Below are 23729 nucleotides of genomic sequence, written 5' to 3' on the forward strand. Positions count from 1 at the left end.
ATACATATCCTACCGGCTAATACCTAACCCTCAAAATGCTTTAATCCCCATCGGGATTTTAGACTAATTCCTGCGATGGAATGTAACTAGATTCTGACTGATCAGCGTTAGGATCTGTCTCTTTGGGGGCGGCCACTTTTACCAAAGCATGACGCAAAACATCTTCTCCGAGAGTGTATCCTCGCACTAACTGCTCGACCACCGTGCCTTCGGGATGTTCATCGGTGTACTCCCGCATCATCGCTTCGTGGTAGGTGGGATCAAAGGGTTGACCTTCCGGACGCATGGGGGAAACACCTAAACGCTTGAGACTCTCTACTAAGATTTTATAGACCCCTTGGTAACTCTTGTGAATACCCATCTCGCCATCATTAGCCGGTTTAATTTGAGTACGGGCGCGCTCAAAATTATCCACCACGCCAAGAATTTCCATCAGGGTTTTGCCCTTGATTTTTGTTTCCAGTTCCTCTTTTTCCTTGGCTGTGCGTTTGCGAAAATTGTCGAACTCGGCTGCTAGAGTGATATAGAGTTTCTTGTAGGCATCAACCTGTTGGGTTTGTTCCTCTAACTGCTGTTTGAGAGTGTCGATTTCCTCTTGTAGAGCATCGATAGTCATTCCCCCTAGAAGGGAAAATTCCTCGCTAGAGGCTGCCTGGTTAGTCACCGTTTTGGCTTCATCGGTGACAGTGGCTTCCGATTCGGTTGTAAGGGATTCGGGGGAATTAGGAAAGGATTCTTGGTTTTCGTCGAAAATTACTGAGTTATTCGGTTCTGCAATCATAGTATACAATTTTAGTGGGTAATTTTGCAATATATGACCATTTACTGCTAATTTTGGTCTTTAAGTACCAGCTAATAATCAAGGTTTAACCTTTAATGTAACATTTTGTGGACAAGATCCGTAACTGGATATAAGCGACCCCGATAGATAATCGGTGATCTAGAAAAATTTTTGCTAGAATATAGTTCTATTAGTAAAATTGGGAACATTTAAGGGTAGTGGAGAGGTTAAGAATCGTCTATGACATTTTCTTCCAAGAAAACCCGTGCCGTTGCCCTGCGCAATTACTTTTCGCCCTTTGGTAACAAGTTGGTGCAGTCGGGCTATATCGGTGCCGACCAGATGCAACGGGCCTTAGTGGAAACACGGAAATCGGGACGATCGCTAGTAGAAATATTACAACAACTAACCGGGCGCCCTTTGCCCCCGGATTTACAGCGACAGTATAAGAAAAACCAGTTATTTGAACTAAAAATTCTCTACGGAGTCGAATCGATCGACCCCGAATTAACCGATGTGGATGGACTGGAAATAGCCCGATTGATCGATTCTTTGATTCCGATCGATCTTTGTCGTCGCTATCGTCTCATCCCCCTGAGTCGGATCGAAGGAGAGCCGGCTGCGATTTTGATAGCCATGGTCGATCCCGACAACCTCGAGGCTACCGACGATATCAATCGTATCCTCCGCCCCAGGGAGTTAGGTTTACAGCGTTTGGTGATTACCAGCGAAGATTATGAAAGATTACTGGAAAAATTCCACTCGGTCCAATCGGAGCTAGAACAGGAAAAAGCCCGACTGCAAAAAGAAAAAGAACTGGCAAAACTCTCGGATCTCACTGGTATTGTCAGCAATATTGAGGTGGCCTCTGGTGCTGCTAACGATGAAGTGGCCGATGATCTCGGAGAAGGGGAAGCTAATCAAGCTCCCGTCATCAACCTCGTCAATAAAATTCTAGCTAAAGCCCTACAGGAAGGGACTTCCGATATTCACATCGAACCCCAAGAAGAATTCCTGAAAATTCGCTTTCGCAAAGATGGAGTTCTTCATCAAGCTTTTGAGCCACTGCCGAAAAAAATTACCCCGGCGGTCACTGCCCGTTTTAAAATCATGGCCGATCTCGATATCGCCGAACGTCGTCTTCCCCAGGATGGTAAAATCCGGCGGCTTTATCAAGGGCGAACAGTGGATTTTCGGGTTAATACCCTGCCCAGTCGCTACGGGGAAAAAGTCTGTTTACGGATTCTCGATAACTCGGCTACCCAGTTGGGTTTAGATAAACTGATCACCGATCAAAAGACCCTGCAAATCGTCCGAGACTTGGCCAGTCACCCTTTTGGTCTGTTACTGGTGACGGGCCCCACCGGTTCGGGGAAATCCACCACTTTATACTCGGTGTTAGCGGAAAGAAATCACCCTGGAGTTAATATTAGTACCGCCGAAGACCCGATCGAATATTCTCTACCAGGCATCACCCAGGTGCAGGTAATTCGGGAAAAAGGCATGGATTTCGCCTCGATTCTGCGGGCATTCATGCGACAAGATCCGGATGTGATTCTGGTGGGAGAAACTAGGGACAAGGAAACGGCTAAAACAGCGATCGAGGCCGCCCTAACTGGTCACTTGGTCCTCACTACCCTACACACCAACGATGCCGCTGGTGCGATCGCTCGTCTCGATAAGATGGGGGTTGAACCGTTTATGATTTCTGGTTCTCTCTTGGGAGTCTTGGCCCAGCGTCTCGTGCGGCGCGTCTGTAGCCAATGTCGAGTCGCCTATAACCCCAGCCAAGGGGAATTAGCCCGTTTTGGTCTTGCCGCCGCCAATGAACGGGAAGTGACCTTTTATAAGGCTAATACCCTGACCCTAGAGGAAATTCAACAGGCGCGAAAACAGGGCAATCTCTGCCTTAAGTGTAGCGGCAGCGGTTATAAAGGTCGCATTGGTGTCTATGAGGTAATGCAAAATAGTGAACGACTACAGCAGCTAATTTACCAAGGGGCAACCACTGATCGCATTAAGGAGGCGGCCGTCGATGAGGGCATGGTGACACTCCTAGCCTATAGTTTAAATCTGGTGCGCGAGGGTTACACCACCCTCGAAGAAGTGGAACGGGTGACATTTACCGATTCCGGTCTGGAAGCGGAACTAAAAGCCAAACGGAAAAGCGGTTTAATCTGTCGTGGTTGTCGCGCCGAACTACAACCAGAATGGCTCGATTGTCCCTATTGTATGACACCGCGATTTAGTGATTAAGACAGTTTTTCAGTTATCAGTTATCAGTTATCAGTTATGAGATTTGAGTTTTAAGTAAGGAGTATTAAGTGAGTAGTCTTAAATAGCACTTTCCCAATGTCTTTTCACTGTTCACTGATTTTACCTTATAGATGGGGTTTAACTTATGGAATTAATGATCGAAGATTTAATGGAACAATTGGTCGAGATGGGCGGTTCCGATATGCACATTCAGTCTGGGGCGCCGGTCTATTTTCGCATTAGTGGCAAACTGTCCCCGATTAATGAAGAATCTTTAACCCCGCAAGATTGTCAGAAATTGATTTTTAGTATGCTCAATAATACCCAAAGAAAAGAGTTAGAGCAGAATTGGGAATTAGACTGTTCCTACGGGGTGAAAGGATTAGCAAGATTTAGGGTCAATGTTTATAAAGAAAGGGGGGCTTATGCAGCTTGTTTACGGGCTTTGTCCTCTAAAATTCCTAACTTTGAACAATTAAATTTACCTAGAGTAGTACGGGAGTTATCGGAAAGACCGAGGGGATTAATTCTCGTAACTGGCCAAACAGGTTCAGGTAAAACTACCACTTTAGCGGCAATTTTAGACTTAATTAATCGGACTAGGTCTGAACATATTTTAACTGTAGAAGACCCAATTGAATACGTTTTTCCTAATATAAAAAGTCTGTTTCACCAACGACAAAAAGGAGAAGATACCAAGAGTTTTGCTAACGCTTTAAGAGCATCTTTACGGGAAGATCCTGATATTATCCTTGTGGGAGAAATGCGGGATTTAGAAACAATTAGTTTGGCAATCACGGCGGCAGAAACTGGTCACTTAGTCTTCGGAACCCTACACACTAGCTCGGCAGCGGGAACAGTGGATCGGATTATTGACGTTTTTCCTGCTAACCAACAGGCACAAATTCGCGCCATGTTATCCAATTCTTTACTAGCAGTTTTTAGTCAAAACCTAGTCAAGAAAAAAAATCCTAAACCGGGGGAATTTGGTCGGGCAATGGTACAGGAAATCATGGTGGTAACTCCAGCGATCGCTAACCTAATTCGGGAAGGAAAAGCCCCCCAAGTCTATTCAGCAATTCAAACGGGAATGAAGTTAGGAATGCAAACCATGGAACAGGGATTAGCTAATTTAGTTGTTAGGGGTGTTGTCTCTTTGGAAGAGGCCATTTCTAAAAGCGGTAAACCCGATGAATTACAACGTCTTATCGCCGGGGCCGGCGCTAACGCTAAAGCCCGGATTTAATAACAAATAGTAACCTTTAAGCGTTCGTCAGCCCCTATCAGTTATCAGTGAACAGTAACCAGTAATCAGTGAAAAGAAAGTACCGAAGTTTTCACTTAACACTATCTACCCACTTAAAACTCCAATCTGATAACTGATAACTGATAACTGATAACTGATTTGTCCTATGCCTAATTTTGTCGCACAAGTTAAAAACGGCTCTGGAAAAGTTTTCCAAGAGAAAGTTGAGGCCATGTCTCCCGAACAGGCCAGGACGATGCTGAAGGCGAAATATGCCGCCGTCGGTAAGGTCAAAAAAGTGGGGGGAGAGATCGATCTTTCCGGTTTAAAGTTGATGTTTACCAGCATTTCCATCAAAGATAAAGCGGTTTTTTCCCGTCAATTTTCGGTGATGATTAATGCTGGTGTGGCGATTGTGAGATGTTTGGGAGTTTTGGGGGATCAATGCGGTAACCTCAAGATGAAAAAAGCCCTACAAGCGATTAGTGCTGAGGTACAGCAAGGGACTCCGTTATCGGAAGCGATGGCCAAACATCCCGAATGTTTTGATGAACTTTATGTCAGTATGGTCGAAGCTGGAGAGACGGGGGGGGTACTCGATGAAGTGCTGAACCGTCTCTCGAAACTTTTGGAAGATATGGCCCGCTTGAAAAACCAGATTAAATCGGCGATGACCTATCCGGTAGCGGTGGGAATTTTGGCGGTAATTGTGTTTTTCGGGATGACGATCTTTTTAATTCCCGTGTTTGCGAAAATTTTCACCGATTTAAACGTGCCGCTACCAGCTTTAACGCAATTTATGCTCTTTTTAAGTAGTGTGATGCGTAGTTGGTTGATTTTAATTCCGATTGTCACCATTGTTGCCACGGTTTTTTTACTACGTCGCTATTACAAAACCCCGATGGGTCGTCTACAAATTGACCACTTTTTCCTTAAAATGCCTCTTTTTGGTGATTTGAATGAAAAGTCAGCTGTGGCTAGATTTTGCCGGGTTTTTGGGACTCTGACGCGTTCTGGTGTCCCGATTTTAAGTTCTCTCGACATCGTTTGTAATACGGTGGGTAATCAGGTAATTGCCAATGCGATCGCCGGTGCCAAGGCGGAAATTCAGCAGGGGGGAATGATGAGTTTGGCCCTACAAAAAGCCAATGTTTTCCCACCTTTGGCAATTCAAATGATTAGTATTGGGGAGGAAACGGGAGAATTAGATGCCATGATGATGAAAGTGGCGGATTTCTACGAAGATGAGGTGGAACAGGCCGTTAAAGCTTTAACCAGTATCATTGAACCCTTGATGATGATTGGTGTTGCGGGGATGGTGGGAATTATTCTTTTGTCTATGTACTTGCCCATGTTTAAAATCTTCGATGCGTTGGGATAAGTTGATCAGTGATCAAGTGATCAGTGACTATTGCCGGTAGCTGGAAATCAGCAAGATTTTAATTTTCATCTCCTTTTATTTGATTAGGTGAATCTGTGTCTTACGAAACTTTATTAGCGGAATATAGCTGTCGTGAGCGGGCGATCGAATTATTGCGACAATATCGCCCCTATTTAGGGTCTGCTGAAAAAGTTTTTCCTGGGGGCAGGGTGTGGGGTGTGGGGTGTGGGGTGTGGGGTTTTACCGGTTTTGAGGTGGCCAATTACCTAATTTTCAGGGAAAAAGTCCCTGAATTTTCCCCCTGATCACTCCCATGCCGGGGACTTTTTGATTGACAAAAAGTCTAAAAGTCTTACCCAACAAGGTTTTTAGATTTATTCAGCCAACCCTATTTAGAGTTAATTCCTAGTATGCGTCGTCCTGAAGAGAGTTTAATTACTATTCCCTTGCCCTTGGTCAGAATTCGTCCATCTTCTGCCCTTGAATCTAGAAAGACGGTACAATTAGCCTGTGATTTGGCTATTCTGATGTGTGATCCGGAATGGAAAATTAAATTAGGTTCAGAAATCCTGATTTTTATCCATCGTCCGGGGGAAGATTTTTCTGATTTGTTGAAACGCTGGCGCGAAACACAAATATGTTTAGATAAAGAATATGAATGGTTAATGCCCCCCAGAGAACAACATATGTTTAGTGAAGGTGCAGAAACAATTCATCCTTTATTTGTGGTTTTTGATCAAACGGCCGAGAGAATAAAAAAGGGTTTAAGAGGGGCTTTTTTACCGATGGTTGTTCAAAGTTATCGGCCAGCTTTGATTGATGATTGCTTAGAATTAGTCGATCAAGATTAGCTGACTCTCTGGGGTTAGTATAAAGGGAACAGTTGACGATGGTTAAGTTCCTAAAATCAAGCACTGACGATGGCAATTAAGCAGCGAAATTTCCTGTCCAGAAACCCTTTCTAACATCTCGACGAGATGATCGGGCTGTAGTAAAGTGCCATCATTGCGACAACTGCCCACATAGCACAAAACGGCTTCCTTGTCAACAGTTTTTAACTCTAATTCATATAATTGTTCTCGCAGATTAATCGTGACTTTTTTGCCGGATTTGGTGGTTTTTTCCCGTTCCATCACCGTTGCTTGCTTAATCGCCTCGATCCAATTTTGCCATTGTTGGCAGTCAATTCCCTCACTGTTAAAAGTGAGCAAATACTCGGCTTTTTCTAACAAACGGGTGGCAGCGGGGGCATTTAAGGGAATTTCTTCCACCTGATAAACTGGTAGATCTGCGGGCAATTGTGCGCTTAATTGCTGTTTAAACCTCTCTAAATCGATCACTTTTGTCAATTCAAAATCGACAATCTCACCGCTACTGGTTGCTCCCAAGGATAAAGCATTGGCGATCGAAATGCGCGGACCAGGGTGAAATCCACCGGTAAAGGAAATGGGAATAGCAGCGCGACGGACGACGCGATCAAATAAACGCACCAGATCCAAGTGGCTAACTAAGGCCATTTCGCCAATTTTGCCAAACCAAACCCGAATTCTTTGGGCGCGTTCTTGATTGGGTTGAAAATGTCCAGCAAAAGCGGGAATCGCAGGCGCTTCAATGACGATATTATGACCAAAATCGAGGCTACAAACGCCACAATGGGAACAACCCTCAAAAGAACAATCGGGGACTGTTGCCGCGTCTAGGGCGCGTTTTAAGTCCTCCTGTAGCCATTTTTTATCGATACCGGTATCCAGATGATCCCAGGGCAAAGGACGCTCTAAAATATCTTTGTCTGCATCGGCAAAAATATGCCATTCTCCCTGTTCTATCCGACGATATTTCCAAGTTAAACCGGATTCTTCGATCGCCTGTGACCATGCTTGATAGGCTTTTTCCGTATTATCCCACCAAGCATCCATCCCGGCTCCCAATTGCCAAGCGCGCAGCACCACTTTCCCTAAACTTCTGTCACCGCGACCGATAAAATCTTCCATAGCCGAGATGCGGACATCGGTATAATTGACTTTTACCCCTCTCATGCCTTGGAATTCCTGTCTTAATAACTCCTGTTTGCGGATAAATTCGGCCGTCGAGACGGAATGCCACTGGAAGGGGGTATGGGGTTTGGGCGTAAAATTAGAGATAGTTAGGGTAAAATCGAGGGGTTTCCGCTTCGGTAAACGACATTCCCGACGCAACCAACGCACCGTTTCCGCGATACCGATGACATCCACATCGGTTTCCCCTGGCAAACCAATCATAAAATAGAGTTTGACCTTATCCCAACCCTGTTCGACGGCAGTTTTTATCCCTCTGAGTAATTCTTCGTTGGTTAACCCTTTGTTAATCACATCGCGCATTCGTTGGGTTCCCGCTTCCGGTGCAAAGGTTAAACCCGATTGACGATTGCCCCCAATTATGTTAGCAATATTTTCGTCAAAGCGATCGACTCTTTGACTGGGTAAGGATAGAGATATATTCTCATTCTGGAGACGGTTTTTAATCTCCATACCCACGGCAGGTAAAGCTAGATAATCGGAGCAACTGAGAGATAATAGAGAAAATTCGTTATATCCCGTCGCTCGCATTCCTTTTTCAATCGATTCGATTACTGCTTCCGGTTGCACATCCCGCGCGGGACGGGTTAACATCCCCGGTTGACAAAAACGACATCCCCGAGTGCAACCGCGACGAATTTCCACCACCAGGCGATCGTGAACCGTTTCCACGAAGGGAACTAAACCGATAGAATAGGCTGGGATAGGAGTGGCTACCCGGCGTAAAATTCTTTTCGGTACATCGTCACGATTGGGGATAACTGCACCGATTGGGGTGACATCGTAGAAACGCGGGACATATACCCCCGGAATTTGGGCTAAATCTAGTAATAGTTCTTCTTTGCTTAGATTAGCTAGTTTACCTTCTTCTAAAATTAAACCGATTTCTGGCAATAATTCTTCGCCATCACCAAGGGCGATAAAATCAAAAAAGTCGGCATAGGGTTCGGGGTTAGAGGTGGCAGTTTGTCCCCCGGCAAAAATTAGCGGATAGTTACCCGAGTCTCTTGCTCTCCAAGTCAAGGGAATTGCCGCTAGGTCGAGCATTTCTAAAATATTGGTGGCTCCTAGCTCATAACTGAGACTAAAACCCAGAATATCAAAATCTGTGAGGCAACGACGGGATTCTAGGGCAAATAAGGGGGTTTTTGTCTGTTTGAGTTTTTGGGCTAAATCCGGTGCGGGTAAATAAGTGCGATCGCAGAGTTGGCGGGGTTGAGCATTGAGGATATTGTAGAGGATAATATGGCCGAGGTTAGATGCCCCCACTTCGTACACTTCCGGATAGGTTAACACCCAACGAACCACAGCACTTGCCCATTCTTTATGTTTAGCGCCTAACTCGTTGCCCAAATAACGCGCTGGTCGAAAAATGTCGGGGGTAAGCAGTTGGTCTAAAGCAATAGTCACGGCAATCTACCTCAGATATCGTCAGCAATGGGTGCTTTTCTACTATAGCAGCCAGCCTTTTCAGTGATCAGATCCTGAAGGACGCTACGCGCCCTAAAAAGAAAAAGAGAAACTAGTGGTCTGTCAAAGCAACAATGATGGATAATAGGAGAGGTAAATTCTCCCCAATCTGCTTAAAAATGCCAGCTAAAAAATATATCGTCTCTTTAACTGAGAAGGAACGCCAAGAACTCGAAGAATTAACCCAAAAGGGAAAATCGGCTGCCCGAAAAATCAATCATGCTCGTATCTTACTCAAGGCAGACATTAATCAAATCAATGGGGGATGGAATGATCAAATGATTAGTCAAACATTGGACATAAGTACCAGAACCATTGAGAGAGTGAGGCAAAGATTTGTGGAAGAAGGATTAGAACAATCACTGAATCCCCGTCCGAAAAACTTGTCAAAACTCAGAAAGATAGATGGGGAAGCAGAAGCCCATTTAATCGCCTTGGCCTGTTCGGAAGCTCCCACAGGGTATAGCCGTTGGACTTTACGATTATTAGCCGAACAAATGGTCGTTTTAGAGTATGTAGAAACGATTTCCCATGAAAGCGTCAGACAAGTCTTAAAAAAAACGAAATTAAACCTTGGCTACAAGAATGTTGGGTAATTCCCCCTCAAGCCAATGCAGAGTTTGTTGGCCAGAGGTCAGAAATTTTAGAACTCTACACTCGTCCTTATAATCCAGCTTATCCCTTAGTTTGCTTTGATGAAAGCTGCAAGCAACTCATTTCAGAAATCCGACAACCCTTAACTGCCGAACCAGGAAAACCTGAAGGTTTTGATTATCAATACGAGCGAGAAGGAGTTAGTAATTTATTCATGTTTTTTGAACCCTTAAAAGCTTGGAGACACGTTGAGGTCACTTCACTGTCACTGACCGACGTACCAGCATTGACTATGCCCAACAAATGAAATACTTAGTGGATGAACGTTATCCAGAGGCTCAAAAAATCCGAGGGGTTCAAGATAACCTTAATACTCATGTTAAAGCTTCATTATACAAAGCATTTCCCCCTCGTGAAGCTCGTCGAATACTGGACAAGTTAGAATTTTATTACACTCCTAAGCATGGAAGTTGGTTGAATATGGCTGAAATTGAGTTAAGTGTTCTCAATAGACAATGCCTTAACCGACGCATTCCTTCCCAAGAGATTTTAATCCAAGAAGTGGAGGCTTGGGAACAACAAAGAAATCAAACTTCTTCTCCTGTTGATTGGCAGTTTACTACCGAAGATGCTCGCATCAAATTAACTCAATTATATCTGTCAATTTTAACTTGACAAACCAGTAGAAACGGCGGCTAAGTTTTTGAGCATTTTAACCTCTCTTTTTTGCTAAATATTTTGATTGCGATCGCTATCATCGCACCCAGGTCAAGCAACAGCCCAACTAGGTGCCAAAGGCGGACAACAAAACAATACATACTACCCCCTCACAACTGTATCTTATGTTACATTTTAATAAATCTTTATATTTCTCTCCCCAACCAGCGATTGAGATTTTGGGGTTTTTGGGGAGTTCAAGAGCTTGGAATTGTACAATAAAGTTGTACAAGTCTCCCCTAAAAATCATGTTAAGCAAAGAAACCACCTACTCTCAGGCGAGAATGAATTTAGCCAGTATCTTAGATCAGGTGTGTGACGAATCTCAAATTATCGTCATTAAGCGTCGCAATCAGAAAAATGTCGCCTTAATTGCTGAAGATGAGCTTTCCAGTTTATTAGAGTGTGTTTATTTATTGCGCTCGCCAGAAAATGCCCAGCGCTTATTTCGCTCTTTAGCATGGACCCAGACAGAAGATGCAACTCCTCAAACATTAGCTGAATTGAAAGAGGAGTTAGGAATTGAGTCCTAAAAGAGAAAATAAGCCAGATAAACCTAAAAACAATCCTATTCATAGTTATTTGCCCGTTTTTAGTCCTGATTTCAAAGCAGATTTAGCTTGGTGGTATCGGAACGAACCGAAAAAAGGCGATAAAATCTTAGACTTAGTAGCAGATATTTTGGATGCCGATCCGTTTACAGGATTGGGTAGGCCCGAACCTCTTAAGTATATTGCTGCCGACACTTGGTCACGACGGATCGACTTAGTGGGACTTAGGCGTTTTCGGTCAGCAAAAAAGGCTCAAACCATTACGGGACAAAGGGTTAACCTCGATTTATGATTTTCCTTGATATATCTGGGTTTCAGCGATTTTGGGCTTCTCGAAGTAAATCCCAAGCGGGGATTGGAGTTGAAGCTTTTCTCGATTTGTTTTTTGTCTAAGTCCCATTAGAGCATCGTTTGGTTTATAAAGTCACAGGAAATAAGGTTTATTTTTTACAAGCTCGTTATCATTATCAATCAGGCTAAACTCAGACAAACCTATTAAGAACTGTTACAGGAGAAAGGGGACAAAGAACGTAGTACGTTCCCCCTCGCAGCTTGGGTTAAGCGATAGCCCAACCCAACACTAAAGGCGGATAGTAGAACAATACACACTCCCCCCCACAAATGTATCAAAAGCTACAATTTATAAATCTTTACATTCCTGTCCCTGATGGCTTACGCTGGTATCTGTACTACTCCCTTGACAGCATCAGGATTTTCAGTGATCTGGGGATTTGATTGACACTCTAGCTAAAATGTCAGAAAATGAGGGCATAAAAACAATTCGATGGAGTCAAGAAAAGAACAGACAACTTCAACAAGAACGAGGGCTAACATTTGAGATGGTCGTTACAGCAATACAACAAGGAAATGTCCTAGAAGATCTCGTCCATCCCAATGTTACTAAATATCCTAACCAGCGCATGATGGTTGTAAGAATTGGTAGTTATGCTTTTCTGGTTCCCTATATAGATTCGCCATCAGAACTATTTCTCAAAACAATTATTCCCTCAAGAAAAGCGACAAAGAAATATCTTGGACTCCAGAAAAATAATGACTAAGCTTAATCAAGAAGAACAAGAAATTCTCGATTCTTATGAAAAAGATGAGTGGCTTTCTGTCACCACACCAGAGAGAATCACCGAGATACAATCCTATGGGAAAGCTACCCTAAATAAGGATAAGAAAGTTACTTTGCGTTTGTCTTCCCTTGATCTGGATGCTCTTCAATCTAAAGCAATAGAGGAAGGTATCCCCTATCAGACACTTATCTCTAGTATCCTGCACAAATATATCACGGGTGAGCTAGTTGAAAGTAATTTCAAAAAAGGGTAAACCAAAACAACGCAACCCAACACCAAGAGACACATTCACACATACTACCCGACAACTGTATCAAAAGCTACAATTTAATAAATCTTTGCATTCCTCTCCCTTCAGATTTTGGGGTTTTTGGGGAGTTCAAGAGCTTGGACTTGTACAATAAAGTTGTACAAGTCTCCCCTAAAAATCATGTTAAGCAAAGAAACCACCTACTCTCAGGCGAGAATGAATTTAGCGAGTCTCTTAGATCAGGTGTGTGACGAATCCCAAATTATCGTCATTAAGCGTCGCAATCAGAAAAATGTCGCCTTAATTGCTGAAGATGAGCTTTCCAGTTTATTAGAGTGTGTTTATTTATTGCGCTCGCCAGAAAATGCCCAACGCTTATTTCGCTCTTTAGCATGGGCCCAGACAGAAGATGCAACTCCTCAAACATTAGCTGAATTGAAAGAGGAGTTAGGAATTGAGTCCTAAAAGAGAAAATAAGCCAGATAAACCTAAAAACAATTCTATTCATAGTTATTTGCCCGTTTTTAGTCCTGATTTCAAAGCAGATTTAGCTTGGTGGTATCGGAACGAACCGAAAAAAGGCGATAAAATCTTAGACTTAGTAAGCTTAGACGCATTTAAGTTTCCTACTCGTATCCCTATCTACAAGGCGTTCCAGGATATTAAAGTGCAATGTAAGTGCGTCTAAGCTTAGCAGATATTTTGGATGCCGATCCGTTTACAGGATTGGGTAGGCCCGAACCTCTTAAGTATATTGCTGCCGACACTTGGTCACGACGGATCGACTTAGAGCATCGTTTGGTTTATAAAGTCACAGGAAATAAGGTTTATTTTTTACAAGCTCGTTATCATTATCAATCAGGCTAAACTCAGACAAACCTATTAAGAACTGTTACAGGAGAAAGGAGACAAAGAACGTATTTTGTCGGTTATTTTTCGGTGAAGTTGGCGGGGTTGACTTATTGATTTTCATCAATTTCTTGCGCCGATCTTAATAGATATAAATACAATCTTTGATTAACAAGGAAACCTGCTTTTAAAATTAAATCATCCATTAATGGCTGAATGGCAGCAATTAATCTTCTTCTTTTGGCAATTAATAAAATACCTAAAATTCCCATAACATTCAAGCCTAAACTCATAGCTTTCTTTCTGCCAGGGTTCTCATCTATAATGACTCTATCAGCATTTAGAGAAATAGCTAAAGCTATCGTTTCTGATTCTCCTCGGTGTAATTCCTTCTGTAAATCTTTCAATAATAAACGATCTTTTAACTCTCGCTTTTCTATCCAAGATAGGGTTTGAACTTCAATAGTGCCTGGAACTGAATAACCTAATCCTGTCATTTCTTCATAAACAGCTACTGGAATAATAATTGTTCCATAAATATCAGGCAGCAAGTTAAGATAGCCGATAGCAGCTAAACTGGTAATAGGAGAGGTGTTACTAACAACAATCACAGATCGCCTAAGCTTTTTAGCGTTTCTAATTCTTGTTGCCAATCTACACTATCATAATTTACACAAATATTCCTCTTGGCGAGTTCTTGACGAAATTAAATTAAAGATAAGTTGGCAAAATCAGCCGCTTTTGCGCTACTGATATGATAATCTCTAAACATAATGATTGCCAGTTCTAGTCGCAACAGTTGCTCGTTTTTTCCTGTTGCTTGTATAATTTCGTTGGGAATCACAATAGTCATTGAATTTTACGATATCGATCTGAGAGTTGCCATTATATCACAAAAAACTACTTGTGAACAATTAATTAATAAAAATTAATGATTAGAAACACGGGCAAAAAAATAAACCCACTCAAGATTGAATGAAGGGGCATTTATGGTATTTTTAGAGGCAATTTAGCCGAATTTTGTGGTTTTTTTTTCGGTGGATTTAGAGGGTTTTAGTTTACGCTTCAGGGTTGAAGTTGTGGCGAAGAGGTCGAGGACGATTTGAGGAAAACTGTTAAATGTGATTAAATAGGGTTTGCGGCAAAAAGTTTTTCCTGGGGGCAGGGTGTGGGGTGTAGGGTGTAGGGTGTAGGGTGTAGGGTTTTAGCGATTTTGAGGGGGTCAATTACCTAATTTTCAGGGAAAAAGTCCAGGAATTTTCCACCCGATCACTCCCAGATCTGGCACTTTTTGGTTTCCAAAAAGTCTAAAAGTCTTACCCAACAAGGTTTTTAGATTTATTCAGCAAGCCCTAAATAGAGTACAATGAAAGTTGAAGATACACCTAGTTACCTAGTTAAGCCATGAAACAAGTTCTCAAAAATATTAAGGTATCGGAGATTCCTACACTAATCGCTCAGTTAGGTCTTTCTCCTGAACAAGAAGTTAATCTGACGATTGAGGAAAATTCAGAAAGTCTTATCTCAATTATGGATAAAGTCGGCAAAAAAGCTCAAGCTAAAGGTTTGACAGAAGATAAACTAACAGAACTATTAGCAGATGAATCCTAATCGAGTTGTTATAGATACCAATGTTTTTATTAGTGCTTTACTCAATCCACTAGGAACACCCAAAAAAGTAATCAATATAGCAGTCAGTCAATTTACCATTCTCCAGAGCGAGGCAACTTATCAAGAATTGGCAACGAGAATAAGTAAAAAGAAATTTGACAAATATTTAGAAAAAGATGATAGGTTAGATTTCTTGTCGTCTCTTAAAAATAGGAGCTTATTTGTTGATATATTGCATGAAACGAGAGTGTGTTCCGATTTAGATGATAATAAATTCTTAGAATTAGCTGTATCTGGAATGGCACAATACATCATAACAGGCGATAAGGATCTTTTAATTCTCAATACTTATCAAGGGATTCCAATTATTACTCCAGCAGAGTTTTTAGCTATTTTCTAGTGTCACTGAGAATTTTTTGAGGGAGGAAGGCAAAAAAATAAACCCCTTCAAGTGACTGATTGAAGGGGCATTGATGGTATTTTTAGAGGCAATTTAGCCGACTTTTGTGGTTGCTTTTTCGGTGGATTGGGAGGGGTTTATTTGGCAACTGATAATAAAGCCTCTTCTATTGGCTTTGGTAACTCAATAGCATAAAACCGATTCTTAATGTGTAAAATGTGTAAGAGGAAGAGACGCAAAAAATAAACCTGCTCAACTGACTAAATGAAGGGGGTTATGATATCATTCCAATAGGAAGGGATAGATAGGGTTATAGCCATGAGTATTGATATCTCCGATGAAATTCTCAGTGCAACACGCATGACTGAAGCTGAGATGAGGCAGGAAATTGCGGTCATGCTCTTTCAAAAAGAGAAGCTCACCCTTGCTCAAGCGAGTCGATTTGCAGGAATGAATCGTATTGCTTTTCAACACCTACTTGCAAGTCGTCAAATTCCGGTACACTACGATGTCGAAGATTTTGAACAGGATATTAAGAACTTGCGGGAGATGGGAAGATTGTGATTGTTGTCAGTGATACATCCCCTATCAACAATCTTGCCGCCATTAATCAACTTCATCTGCTACAACAACTTTACGAAATAGTTTTTATTCCTGAAGCAGTTTATCGAGAATTAACTGAGCCTGATTTTCCAGTAGCAGGTTCAATAGAAGTCCAAACCTTAGATTGGATTCAAACTCGAACGGTAACTAACCGCACGGTGATTAAAGCTCTTGCTGATGAACTAGATAAGGGAGAAGCTGAGGCTATTGCTTTAGCACTTGAGTTGGGAGCAGATCAAGTTTTGATTGATGAGCGTCGTGGTCGTAGAATTGCTGCTAGACTTAATCTTCGATACACAGGAATTCTGGGCATTTTAGTTGAGGCGAAGAATCGAGGGTTAATCTCTGAGGTGAAACCCTTGCTAGACGCTTTGATTGATCGAGCAGGATTTTGGGTTGCTGCACCTTTATACAGCAGTGTTTTACAGATTGTTGATGAAGAAAAAAATAAACCCCCTCAAGATTGAAGAAGGGGCATTGATGGTATTTTTAGAGGCAATTTAGCCTACTTTTGTGGTTTCTTTTTAATGGCGATACAATGAAGTTACCACCACTTAATGAAACCTCTATGAGCCTCATCCTTCCCTCTGAACTTCTGCAAACAGTACAAATGACTGAAGCTCAAATGCTCACGGAAATCGCTATCATGCTCTATCAGCAGCAACGTCTTCAATTTGAACAAGCAGCCGAACTAACGGGAATGGCGATCGATGATTTCTACCAATTGCTAGTATCGCGTAATATCCTCACTCCACCCACGGACCCCGACGACGAACCAAAAGAACTCATCCTCACCAGTCTTCGTATTTCTCTTCAGCAAGTTAAAGAGGGCAAAGTACATCCCATCTCTGAACTGTGGGATGGCATAGATGACTGAAGGAATCCCCTCTATTAAAATCCTTTTCTCTGATGAATTCAAGGATCGACTTCGCATCCTCGCCAAACGCTATCGGAGCATTCGTACTGATATACAACCCCTAATTGATGACCTTCAGATAGGCAAATTCATCGGCGATAAAATACCAGGAATAGGCTACACTGTTTTTAAAGTTCGCCTCAAAAACAGCGATATTCAAAAGGGCAAAAGTAGCGGCTATCGTGTTATCTATCAACTTAAAGACAATAGTTATGTTTTGATGCTCCTCATCTATGCCAAATCTGACCAAACGGACATCCCAGCGCAGCAAATTCAAGACATCATTAATAAGTTTGACAGTTTTTAGAAGTATTAATAGATGCCAAAAATAAACCTCCTCAAGATTGAATTAAGGGGGCATTTATGGTATTTTTAGAAGCAATTTATCCTATTTCTGTGGTTTCTTTTTCAGTGGATTGAGAGGACTTTAGTTTGCGTTTGAGGGTTGAAGCTGCGCCGAGAGTGCCGAGGGCAAGGAGACTGAGGGTTGAGGTGGGTTCAGGGACTGAGGTTGGTGCGTTGCTTCCTGTCAAAGTTCCTTGCAATCTTACTCCTTCTAGGAAGTTATCTGTTGGATCAATAATCCGAATGGTTAGTTGATTCTGTCCTTGATTGAGAAGTGCAGCCGTGGAAGAACCTGCGGCAAGAGAAAATGGTGTTAAACTACCCCAAGCGCCAGCACTTAGTGAGGCAATCTGTTGCCCATTGAGAGCCAAAATACCAGTATCATCTACCGCCCAACTCCCTGTAATAGAGACTGTCGAGAGATCGACCCCAGTCAGATCAAAGGCACGAGTATAAGTTCCAAGTCCATTAGCTGGTGTATTGGCATCTCTAGCAATCCAAGTGGAATTAGGCCCATTAGCCAACCATCCACCAAACCAATTTGGATTGCCCGGATAGACTGTTTGAGCCGGAGTAGTAGTTGAACTGCCTTGAGGGTTATCTACAGTCCAGTGAGCGTCAGATTGTGCTCCTGTTGTGATTAAGGTATTGGAAGCATCTAATCCTGTTGCTAAATTAATAGTGATCGCTTGAGCTTGAGTCGGAAAAAATAAAAAAGGAATGACTAGAGTAGAAACGGCGGCTAAGTTTTTTAGCATTCTAACCTCTCTTTTTTGCTAAATATATTGTTAAGTGCGATCGCCCTTTAGCCATTAGGTGAAGCAACAACCCAACCCAACACCAAAGGCGGATAGTAGAACAATACACACTCCCCCCCCACAAATGTATCAAAAGCTACAATTTAATAAATATTTGCATTCCTATCCCTTCAGATTTTGGGGTTTTTGGGGAGTTCAAGAGCTTGGACTTGTACAATAAAGTTGTACAAGTCTCCCCTAAAAATCATGTTAAGCAAAGAAACCACCTACTCTCAGGCGAGAATGAATTTAGCCAGTATCTTAGATCAGGTGTGTGACGAATCTCAAATTATCGTCATTAAGCGTCGCAATCAGAAAAATGTGGCGTTAATTGCTGAAGATGAGCTTTCCAGTTTATTAGAGTGTGTTTATTTATTGCGATCTCCGGAAAATGCCCAACGCTTATTTCGCTCTTTAGCATGGACCCAGACAGAAGATGCAACTCCTCAAACATTAGCTGAATTGAAAGAGGAGTTAGGAATTGAGTCCTAAAAGAGAAAATAAGCCAGATAAACCTAAAAACAATCCTCAATAGTACCTGGAACTGAATAACCTAATCCTGTCATTTCTTCATAAACAGCTACTGGAATAATAATTGTTCCATAAATATCATGGAGCAAGTTAAGATAGCCGATAGCAGCTAAACTGGTAATAGGAGAGGTGTTACTAACAACAATCACAGATCACCTAAAGTTTTTAAGGTTTCTAATTCTTGTTGCCAATCTACACTATCATAATTTACGCAAATATTCCTCTTGGCGATTTCTTGACGAAATTCAATTAAAGATAAGTTGGCAAAATCAGCCGCTTTTGCGCTACTGATATGATAATCTCTAAACATAATGATTGCCAGTTCTAGTCGCAACAGTTGCTCGTTTTTTCCTGTTGCTTGTATAATTTCGTTGGGAATCACAATAGTCATTGAATTTTACGATATTAAACTGAGAGCCATTATTGTATCACAAAAACTACTTGCGAGCAATTAATTAAGAAAAATTAATGATTGGAAACACGGGCAAAAAAATAAACCCACTCAAAATTGAATGAAGGAGCATTTATAGTATTTTTAGAGGCAATTTAGCCTACTTTTGTGGTTTCTTTTTCGGTGGATTGGCAGGATTTTAGTTGGCCATTGATAACAATGCCTCTTCTATTGGCTTTGGTAACTCAATAGGATGAAACCGATTCACAGAAAAAGCGTAATCTTCACCACTTTCATCAATAACCCGAATTAGACCGTTTATTTCTGCTGTCTCATCAGGGACAACGCGGTATATTTTGCCCACCTCTAGTGAAGCTTCGTAGCCTTCATTATTGAGACAAACTGCGAACTTATTTGTTGGAGATGACTCTATTTTCATGGTCAATCTAGAAACGGTAACTTGAGCTTAAATTCTTTTTTGCCGATGCCATGAGCTTCATACCAATGGACTTCAGCTAACCTTACTATACCATTGGGAAGCTGAACTTGGGCTATGCCCTTTAATTTTCTCCATTTACCTTTGCCATACTGTTTTTGCAACCGTTCCCGATTACGAATTCCTGTTCCTATGGCAATAATCTCGATATTCGTGATATCGCTGATAATCTCAAAGTCCACGATCGAGCAAGCAATCTTAAAGAGTGGCCTTTCACTATAGCATCTATTGCCAAAAAAGAGATATAAAAAAACAAAACCCCCTCAAGATTGATTGAAGGGGTATTTATGGTATTTTTAGAAACAATTTAGCCGACTTTTGTGGTTTCTTTTTCAGTGGATTTAGAGGGTTTTAGTTTGCGTTTGAGGGTTGAAGCTGCTCCTAGTGTGCCGAGGGTTAATAAGCTGATGACTGTAGAGGGTTCGGGTATACATTCTCCAACATCGAATGCAGGTACTAGGGCTTGTGATACATAGACTATTGAGTTAGGGTCACCCGTAAAAACTGATAAGTCATATCCAGGAAGAAGGTTTGGAAGATCAGCTAACGTGGATGTTACATTCAAGAAGGAAGTATAAATTGTACCCGTTTTTCTCCCTATAAATAATTCATCAGAAAGAGGCACAATTTGAGGATCAATAGCATTAAAACCTGTTTGTAAAGGAACGTCGTCTGGATTACCAGATGGATTTATAGCAATTCTCTGACTTATGAGGTACAGTAGCAACAGTGAGTAAACCAATTGCGAATATCTTTTTGAGTAACTTCTAACATAGCCAATTCAATCCCTTCTATTAAGTCTTTGTAAGTTCTCGCCTTCAGTTTTCTTAACGTCGCTTTCACTTTTGACCAAAAGTTTTCAATAGGAGAGAATTCGGGAGAATAAGGAGGTAAATAGATGAGTCTAGCTTTTTCTTGTTCGATTATTTCTCTGACCATTTCTCCGAGATGAATCTTGGCGTTATCCATGATCAGACAGTCTCCTTCTTTAATTTTTGGCAGCACTTCCTTTAGAATAAATCCTTCAAATGTTACCGCATCCACTGCACCGTATATGTTGACTGATGCGACAACTTTTTCTAAGCTTATAGCACTAATTATTGAAATATTTCTCCCTCTTTTTTGTGGTTTTCTTCCCCGAGCTCTTCGGCCAATTAAGGCTCTAGCATAGAGTCTCAAAAGGGCTAAATTTACCCCCGATTCATCGATGAAAATTAGTTTTGATGCCTCAATTTCCCGAACTTCTGACCAGTATTCCACTCTTTTTTGCTGTACCCTGTCACTTTCTTTTTCCGCCGCGTGTAGTGTTTTTTTTTGAAACTGTAATTGAGTTTTTGCGTAAGCCGCCCCAGGGTGGCTCTACTGACTTTCACCTGTGTCTTTTCATACAGTAAGTCCGATAATTCTTCGAGAGTTGCATCATTGTTAGCTTCGATGATTTCTATTAAAATTATCAGTTGTTCACTATTTAACTTGGTTGGCGGACTTCCCCCTTGCGGACGAGGACGGATATCTCCTGTTTCTTTATGTTGCTTCAATAACTTCTGAATAAAGCTTTTAGCCACGTCAAATCTCTGGGCTAGTCCTCGAATGGAAATTTTTTCTTTCTTCCAGACATCGATAATTTTTTGGCGAAAATCTACGGAATAGGGTCTCATAGGAAGCCGGTAAGTTCTATTATTTGTCTATTTGCTTTCCATTGTACCTCATAGCTCCAAGAATTGCTATAAGTCAAGAGACCAAACATCAGTCAACACAACTTGGCTATTAGGATCAACATTTCCTAGAGTTACTTTGATATCTATATATGTACTTGCGAATACTGGGACGGGAATTTTAATTGTAAAATCTCTGCTGTCTTTAATCCCACATTTAAAGCAAAGACCAAATTTTCCTAGGTCAACTCCCAAAAAAGTCTCCAAAGTAACTTTCTTACTTTCAAATACAAATCCTTTAAAATCTGGAAAAGGTCCAAGTTTTAAAGCAGATGCCGGTTGAGCTAGTAAGGCAAAGGATACTGTACCTAAAAGACTACCTACAAAGACATTTCTACGATTCATAAAATAAGCCTCAAATTTGTATGTAAGTGTGACAAAAACACAATAGATCGAGCAACAACCCAACCCAAGACACAAGGCAGACAATAGAACAATACACATTCCCCCCCCACAACTGTATTAAAAGCTACAATTTAATAAAGTCTTTATATTTTTCTCCCTAGCTTAGGGGTTGACAGAGCAGGGAGTCTCAGGTGTTTTCCACTGTTTTACTCCTTCTCAGACGAACTATCCTCTTCCTTGAGTTATTGTGGCGCGGTCTGTCGGATTCGCCTTTGCGTTCATCTCTGTCTCGAAGTTGTTGAAGCAGATTCTCTATTTTGTTATAATTAGTGTCATTCGTTCGGTTTTGGGAGGGAAAAATATTCCGACACTTGCACAACTCTTACAATGTTATACCCTATCTTGTTGGGCAACAAGGTTTTATTTACCAATTAACTTAATAAGATTGGATGAGCGTACTAAAAATATTTTCATGTTAATTGGTGAAGGTATTGAGATTGAAATTAAACCTAATGGACAATGGATAAAATGAATCAAAAACCTAATTTTAAAACTATGACATCTCAAGAATTAAAAAGTTATGTATTATCTCATCGTGAGGATGACGAGGCTTTTTATGCTTATGTAGATAAGGTAAATGAAAGAAAAGATCGAGTAGTTTATCCACCTTTAAACTCATTAGAAGAACTGGAAAAATATCCCGAAGTTATTGAACAAATGCGTCAAGATTCCCGTCATAATTTTCAGCAAAATGAGTTAACTTAGATACAGTGCGATCGCACTCTCTCGCAGTCAGGTCAAGCAATAGCCCAACCCAAGACAGAAGGAGGACAGTGAAAAATACACATTTTTTACTCTAAGACTGTAGCCTAAGCTACAATTTAATAAATATTTACATTCCTCCTTTCTCCTGTCGATCCTAGACATCATTCTAAAAGTCGGCACTTAAAGGGGTACGGGGGAAAGGAATCACATCGCGAATATTGGTCATTCCGGTCATGAATTGTACCAGACGCTCGAATCCTAAACCAAAACCAGCGTGGGGAACGGAACCGTAGCGACGCAGATCTAAATACCACCACAAATCATCGGGATTCATTCCCTGTTCCTGCATTCTTTGGATTAATACATCTAATCGTTCTTCCCGTTGGGAACCGCCGATAATTTCGCCGATCTTGGGTGCTAAAATATCCATAGCGGAAACGGTTTTATTATTGTCATCTAGACGCATATAAAAAGCTTTGATTGTCTTGGGATAATTGGTGACAATCACGGGTTTTTTAAATAGTTCCTCCGCTAGATAACGTTCGTGTTCTGACTGTAAATCTACGCCCCATTCTACCGGAAACTCGAACTGACGATCGGCTTTTTCTAATAACTCGATCGCTTCACTGTAGGTAATCCGGCCAAACTCACTATTAACGATATTCTCGGCCGTACTTAACACCGTTTTATCGATACGTTCGTTAAAAAACTGCAAATCTTCGGGACAATTTTCTAAGACGAATTTAAAGATATATTTCAGAAAAGCTTCCGCTAAATCCTGATCTCCTTCCAGATCACAAAAAGCCATTTCCGGTTCCACCATCCAAAACTCGGCCAGATGACGGGAAGTATTAGAATTTTCGGCGCGAAAAGTCGGGCCAAAAGTGTAAACATTAGATAAAGCCATGGCCATTACTTCCGCTTGTAATTGTCCACTGACGGTTAAATAGGCCCGTTTACCAAAGAAATCCTCGGCAAAATTGGCGGGTTTTTTTAAATCTAAACTGGTGACAGTAAATAATTCCCCCGCACCTTCGCAGTCGTTAGCGGTAATAATGGGAGTATGTACCCAAATAAAGCCCTTTTCTTGGAAAAAACTGTGGATAGCGGTGGCGCAAGCGTTTCTAACCCGCATTACTGCCCCTAGGGTGTTGGTTCTTGCTCGCAGATGGGCAATAGTTCTTAGGAATTCAAAGGAATGACGTTTCTTTTGTAGGGGATAATCCGGGGGACAGTCACCATAAAGGGTGATTTCGGCCGCTTTTAACTCGATATTTTGCCCTTTACCCGGGGAAGGAACCAAATTTCCCGAAACAGCGATCGCTGCTCCTGTACTAATTGTTTTTAGTACATTTTCATAATCGGGTAAAGTCGGTTCGAGGATAACTTGTAAGTTGGCTAGGGATGAGCCATCATTAACTTCCAGGAAAGTAAATTCTTTTAATTCTCGTTTTGTTCTCACCCAACCCTGCACGGTGACGGATTGATCGGGTTGTCCTGTTTGAAAGATTTCCTTGATTCTGGTAGTCATCGCTTATCCCTATGTTAGAACCAAAGAGTATTTTAACTGAATGTCAGCAAAAGTC

At 41.5% G+C, this 23729-nt stretch carries 32 protein-coding genes and 4 pseudogenes; 23 read left to right on the plus strand and 13 right to left on the minus strand.

From position 1 onward, the window contains the following. Nucleotides 1–58: 58 nt before the first annotated feature. On the minus strand, nucleotides 59–781 hold the full coding sequence (gene grpE, locus MAE_RS01860; RefSeq protein ID WP_012264074.1) for a nucleotide exchange factor GrpE: 723 nt from the start codon (nucleotides 779–781) through the stop codon (nucleotides 59–61). Between the two features lie 240 nt (nucleotides 782–1021). Here grpE and MAE_RS01865 point away from each other — a divergent pair, with 240 nt between their 5' ends. From MAE_RS01865 to MAE_RS01885, 5 genes and pseudogenes are all read left to right on the plus strand, one after another. Further along, nucleotides 1022–3037 (plus strand): GspE/PulE family protein, encoded by a 2016-nt coding sequence (locus tag MAE_RS01865; RefSeq protein WP_012264075.1) that lies wholly within the window; start codon nucleotides 1022–1024, stop codon nucleotides 3035–3037. 145 nt (nucleotides 3038–3182) lie between these two features. Beyond that, entirely contained in the window at nucleotides 3183–4283 is a 1101-nt protein-coding gene (locus MAE_RS01870; protein WP_002797770.1) for a type IV pilus twitching motility protein PilT, read from the plus strand. Between the two features lie 166 nt (nucleotides 4284–4449). After that, nucleotides 4450–5664, plus strand: coding sequence for a type II secretion system F family protein (locus MAE_RS01875; RefSeq protein WP_012264076.1), 1215 nt, complete (start codon nucleotides 4450–4452; stop codon nucleotides 5662–5664). 95 nt (nucleotides 5665–5759) lie between these two features. Beyond that, complete coding sequence (locus MAE_RS31370; protein WP_012264077.1) at nucleotides 5760–5969, plus strand: hypothetical protein; 210 nt, start codon at nucleotides 5760–5762, stop codon at nucleotides 5967–5969. Nucleotides 5970–6047: 78 nt separating this feature from the next. Next, nucleotides 6048–6515: pseudogene (locus MAE_RS01885) on the plus strand (hypothetical protein); the annotation flags it as partial. 42 nt (nucleotides 6516–6557) lie between these two features. Here MAE_RS01885 and MAE_RS01890 read toward each other — a convergent pair. Further along, nucleotides 6558–9128: a TIGR03960 family B12-binding radical SAM protein gene (locus MAE_RS01890; protein WP_002797773.1), complete on the minus strand. Its 2571-nt coding sequence runs from the start codon at nucleotides 9126–9128 to the stop codon at nucleotides 6558–6560. Nucleotides 9129–9307: 179 nt separating this feature from the next. Here MAE_RS01890 and MAE_RS31375 point away from each other — a divergent pair. From MAE_RS31375 to MAE_RS36300, 9 genes and pseudogenes are all read left to right on the plus strand, one after another. Further along, a pseudogene (locus MAE_RS31375) lies at nucleotides 9308–10457 on the plus strand (IS630 family transposase). 290 nt (nucleotides 10458–10747) lie between these two features. Beyond that, the gene (locus tag MAE_RS01905) at nucleotides 10748–11032 is read left to right on the plus strand and encodes a type II toxin-antitoxin system Phd/YefM family antitoxin (protein WP_012264090.1); all 285 of its coding nucleotides are present in this window, start codon (nucleotides 10748–10750) and stop codon (nucleotides 11030–11032) included. Then, the gene (locus tag MAE_RS01910; protein ID WP_012264081.1) at nucleotides 11022–11342 is read left to right on the plus strand and encodes a type II toxin-antitoxin system YoeB family toxin; all 321 of its coding nucleotides are present in this window, start codon (nucleotides 11022–11024) and stop codon (nucleotides 11340–11342) included. The genes MAE_RS01905 and MAE_RS01910 overlap by 11 nt, the downstream gene beginning before the upstream one ends. Nucleotides 11343–11461: 119 nt before the next feature. Continuing rightward, on the plus strand, nucleotides 11462–11530 hold the full coding sequence (locus MAE_RS28210) for a hypothetical protein (protein ID WP_231859783.1): 69 nt from the start codon (nucleotides 11462–11464) through the stop codon (nucleotides 11528–11530). Nucleotides 11531–11802: 272 nt separating this feature from the next. Next, nucleotides 11803–12108 (plus strand): hypothetical protein, encoded by a 306-nt coding sequence (locus tag MAE_RS01915; protein ID WP_002779895.1) that lies wholly within the window; start codon nucleotides 11803–11805, stop codon nucleotides 12106–12108. Further along, nucleotides 12101–12382: a hypothetical protein gene (locus MAE_RS01920; RefSeq protein WP_002779898.1), complete on the plus strand. Its 282-nt coding sequence runs from the start codon at nucleotides 12101–12103 to the stop codon at nucleotides 12380–12382. The genes MAE_RS01915 and MAE_RS01920 overlap by 8 nt, the downstream gene beginning before the upstream one ends. Before the next feature lie 177 nt (nucleotides 12383–12559). Next, nucleotides 12560–12844 (plus strand): type II toxin-antitoxin system Phd/YefM family antitoxin, encoded by a 285-nt coding sequence (locus tag MAE_RS01925; protein ID WP_012264082.1) that lies wholly within the window; start codon nucleotides 12560–12562, stop codon nucleotides 12842–12844. Further along, nucleotides 12834–13067: a hypothetical protein gene (locus MAE_RS36295; RefSeq protein ID WP_422730587.1), complete on the plus strand. Its 234-nt coding sequence runs from the start codon at nucleotides 12834–12836 to the stop codon at nucleotides 13065–13067. Before MAE_RS01925 ends, MAE_RS36295 begins: the two co-directional genes overlap by 11 nt. Nucleotides 13068–13069: 2 nt before the next feature. Beyond that, nucleotides 13070–13246 (plus strand): annotated as a pseudogene (locus tag MAE_RS36300) (Txe/YoeB family addiction module toxin); the annotation flags it as partial. A 92-nt stretch (nucleotides 13247–13338) separates the two neighbouring features. Here MAE_RS36300 and MAE_RS01935 read toward each other — a convergent pair. Further along, nucleotides 13339–13839, minus strand: coding sequence for a DUF3368 domain-containing protein (locus MAE_RS01935; RefSeq protein WP_012264085.1), 501 nt, complete (start codon nucleotides 13837–13839; stop codon nucleotides 13339–13341). Between the two features lie 95 nt (nucleotides 13840–13934). Continuing rightward, a complete protein-coding gene (locus MAE_RS34625) occupies nucleotides 13935–14081 on the minus strand; it encodes a UPF0175 family protein (protein ID WP_231859700.1) in 147 nt (48 codons plus the stop codon). Between the two features lie 551 nt (nucleotides 14082–14632). Between MAE_RS34625 and MAE_RS01945 the strand changes: the two genes are divergently transcribed. The 6 genes from MAE_RS01945 to MAE_RS01970 all read left to right on the plus strand — a co-directional run bounded on the left by MAE_RS01945 (nucleotide 14633) and on the right by MAE_RS01970 (nucleotide 17065). After that, complete coding sequence (locus tag MAE_RS01945) at nucleotides 14633–14839, plus strand: hypothetical protein (protein WP_002797778.1); 207 nt, start codon at nucleotides 14633–14635, stop codon at nucleotides 14837–14839. Continuing rightward, on the plus strand, nucleotides 14829–15239 hold the full coding sequence (locus MAE_RS01950) for a putative toxin-antitoxin system toxin component, PIN family (protein ID WP_012264086.1): 411 nt from the start codon (nucleotides 14829–14831) through the stop codon (nucleotides 15237–15239). Before MAE_RS01945 ends, MAE_RS01950 begins: the two co-directional genes overlap by 11 nt. Before the next feature lie 318 nt (nucleotides 15240–15557). After that, nucleotides 15558–15803, plus strand: coding sequence for a UPF0175 family protein (locus tag MAE_RS01955; protein WP_002748168.1), 246 nt, complete (start codon nucleotides 15558–15560; stop codon nucleotides 15801–15803). Then, complete coding sequence (locus tag MAE_RS01960) at nucleotides 15800–16309, plus strand: DUF3368 domain-containing protein (protein ID WP_012264087.1); 510 nt, start codon at nucleotides 15800–15802, stop codon at nucleotides 16307–16309. Before MAE_RS01955 ends, MAE_RS01960 begins: the two co-directional genes overlap by 4 nt. Before the next feature lie 71 nt (nucleotides 16310–16380). Then, nucleotides 16381–16719 (plus strand): UPF0175 family protein, encoded by a 339-nt coding sequence (locus MAE_RS01965; RefSeq protein ID WP_012264088.1) that lies wholly within the window; start codon nucleotides 16381–16383, stop codon nucleotides 16717–16719. Then, nucleotides 16712–17065, plus strand: a complete 354-nt coding sequence (locus tag MAE_RS01970; RefSeq protein WP_012264089.1) for a type II toxin-antitoxin system RelE/ParE family toxin — start codon at nucleotides 16712–16714, stop codon at nucleotides 17063–17065. Before MAE_RS01965 ends, MAE_RS01970 begins: the two co-directional genes overlap by 8 nt. A gap of 76 nt (nucleotides 17066–17141) precedes the next feature. Here the strand turns inward: MAE_RS01970 and MAE_RS01975 are convergent, their stop codons facing one another. Beyond that, on the minus strand, nucleotides 17142–17861 hold the full coding sequence (locus MAE_RS01975) for a PEP-CTERM sorting domain-containing protein (RefSeq protein WP_002792105.1): 720 nt from the start codon (nucleotides 17859–17861) through the stop codon (nucleotides 17142–17144). A gap of 246 nt (nucleotides 17862–18107) precedes the next feature. On the opposite strand from MAE_RS01975, the gene MAE_RS01980 reads away from it, so the two are divergent. Next, nucleotides 18108–18392 (plus strand): type II toxin-antitoxin system Phd/YefM family antitoxin, encoded by a 285-nt coding sequence (locus MAE_RS01980; RefSeq protein ID WP_012264090.1) that lies wholly within the window; start codon nucleotides 18108–18110, stop codon nucleotides 18390–18392. Nucleotides 18393–18415: 23 nt separating this feature from the next. Here MAE_RS01980 and MAE_RS33915 read toward each other — a convergent pair whose 3' ends face one another. The 7 genes and pseudogenes from MAE_RS33915 to MAE_RS02015 form a co-directional block, all read right to left on the minus strand. Next, a complete protein-coding gene (locus MAE_RS33915; RefSeq protein ID WP_012264091.1) occupies nucleotides 18416–18580 on the minus strand; it encodes a hypothetical protein in 165 nt (54 codons plus the stop codon). Beyond that, nucleotides 18577–18822 (minus strand): UPF0175 family protein, encoded by a 246-nt coding sequence (locus MAE_RS01985; RefSeq protein WP_012264092.1) that lies wholly within the window; start codon nucleotides 18820–18822, stop codon nucleotides 18577–18579. Before MAE_RS01985 ends, MAE_RS33915 begins: the two co-directional genes overlap by 4 nt. A gap of 199 nt (nucleotides 18823–19021) precedes the next feature. Then, nucleotides 19022–19261 carry a hypothetical protein gene (locus MAE_RS01990; protein WP_012264093.1) on the minus strand — a complete coding sequence of 80 codons (240 nt, stop codon included), beginning with the start codon at nucleotides 19259–19261 and terminating at the stop codon, nucleotides 19022–19024. 2 nt (nucleotides 19262–19263) lie between these two features. Further along, nucleotides 19264–19500: a hypothetical protein gene (locus tag MAE_RS01995; RefSeq protein WP_012264094.1), complete on the minus strand. Its 237-nt coding sequence runs from the start codon at nucleotides 19498–19500 to the stop codon at nucleotides 19264–19266. A 125-nt stretch (nucleotides 19501–19625) separates the two neighbouring features. Continuing rightward, nucleotides 19626–19745 (minus strand): annotated as a pseudogene (locus MAE_RS34630) (PEP-CTERM sorting domain-containing protein); the annotation flags it as partial. Nucleotides 19746–20026: 281 nt separating this feature from the next. Further along, nucleotides 20027–20976, minus strand: a protein-coding gene (locus MAE_RS28215) for an IS630-like element ISMae26 family transposase (RefSeq protein WP_076611860.1) whose coding sequence is annotated in 2 segments (ribosomal slippage) — nucleotides 20027–20634 and nucleotides 20634–20976 — 951 coding nt in all. Because the reading frame shifts where the segments join, the coding sequence is not laid out codon by codon here. Between the two features lie 66 nt (nucleotides 20977–21042). Further along, nucleotides 21043–21378 (minus strand): hypothetical protein, encoded by a 336-nt coding sequence (locus MAE_RS02015; RefSeq protein WP_041803675.1) that lies wholly within the window; start codon nucleotides 21376–21378, stop codon nucleotides 21043–21045. A 247-nt stretch (nucleotides 21379–21625) separates the two neighbouring features. On the opposite strand from MAE_RS02015, the gene MAE_RS36305 reads away from it, so the two are divergent. Then, on the plus strand, nucleotides 21626–21910 hold the full coding sequence (locus MAE_RS36305; protein ID WP_012264097.1) for a DUF6888 family protein: 285 nt from the start codon (nucleotides 21626–21628) through the stop codon (nucleotides 21908–21910). Further along, nucleotides 21907–22143: a DUF6887 family protein gene (locus MAE_RS02025; protein WP_419866683.1), complete on the plus strand. Its 237-nt coding sequence runs from the start codon at nucleotides 21907–21909 to the stop codon at nucleotides 22141–22143. The genes MAE_RS36305 and MAE_RS02025 overlap by 4 nt, the downstream gene beginning before the upstream one ends. A gap of 166 nt (nucleotides 22144–22309) precedes the next feature. On the opposite strand, the gene asnS is transcribed toward MAE_RS02025, so the two are convergent. Next, entirely contained in the window at nucleotides 22310–23674 is a 1365-nt protein-coding gene (asnS, locus tag MAE_RS02030) for an asparagine--tRNA ligase (protein ID WP_012264099.1), read from the minus strand. Nucleotides 23675–23729 lie beyond the last annotated feature (55 nt).

This window comes from Microcystis aeruginosa NIES-843 (assembly GCF_000010625.1).
GTDB lineage: Bacteria > Cyanobacteriota > Cyanobacteriia > Cyanobacteriales > Microcystaceae > Microcystis > Microcystis aeruginosa.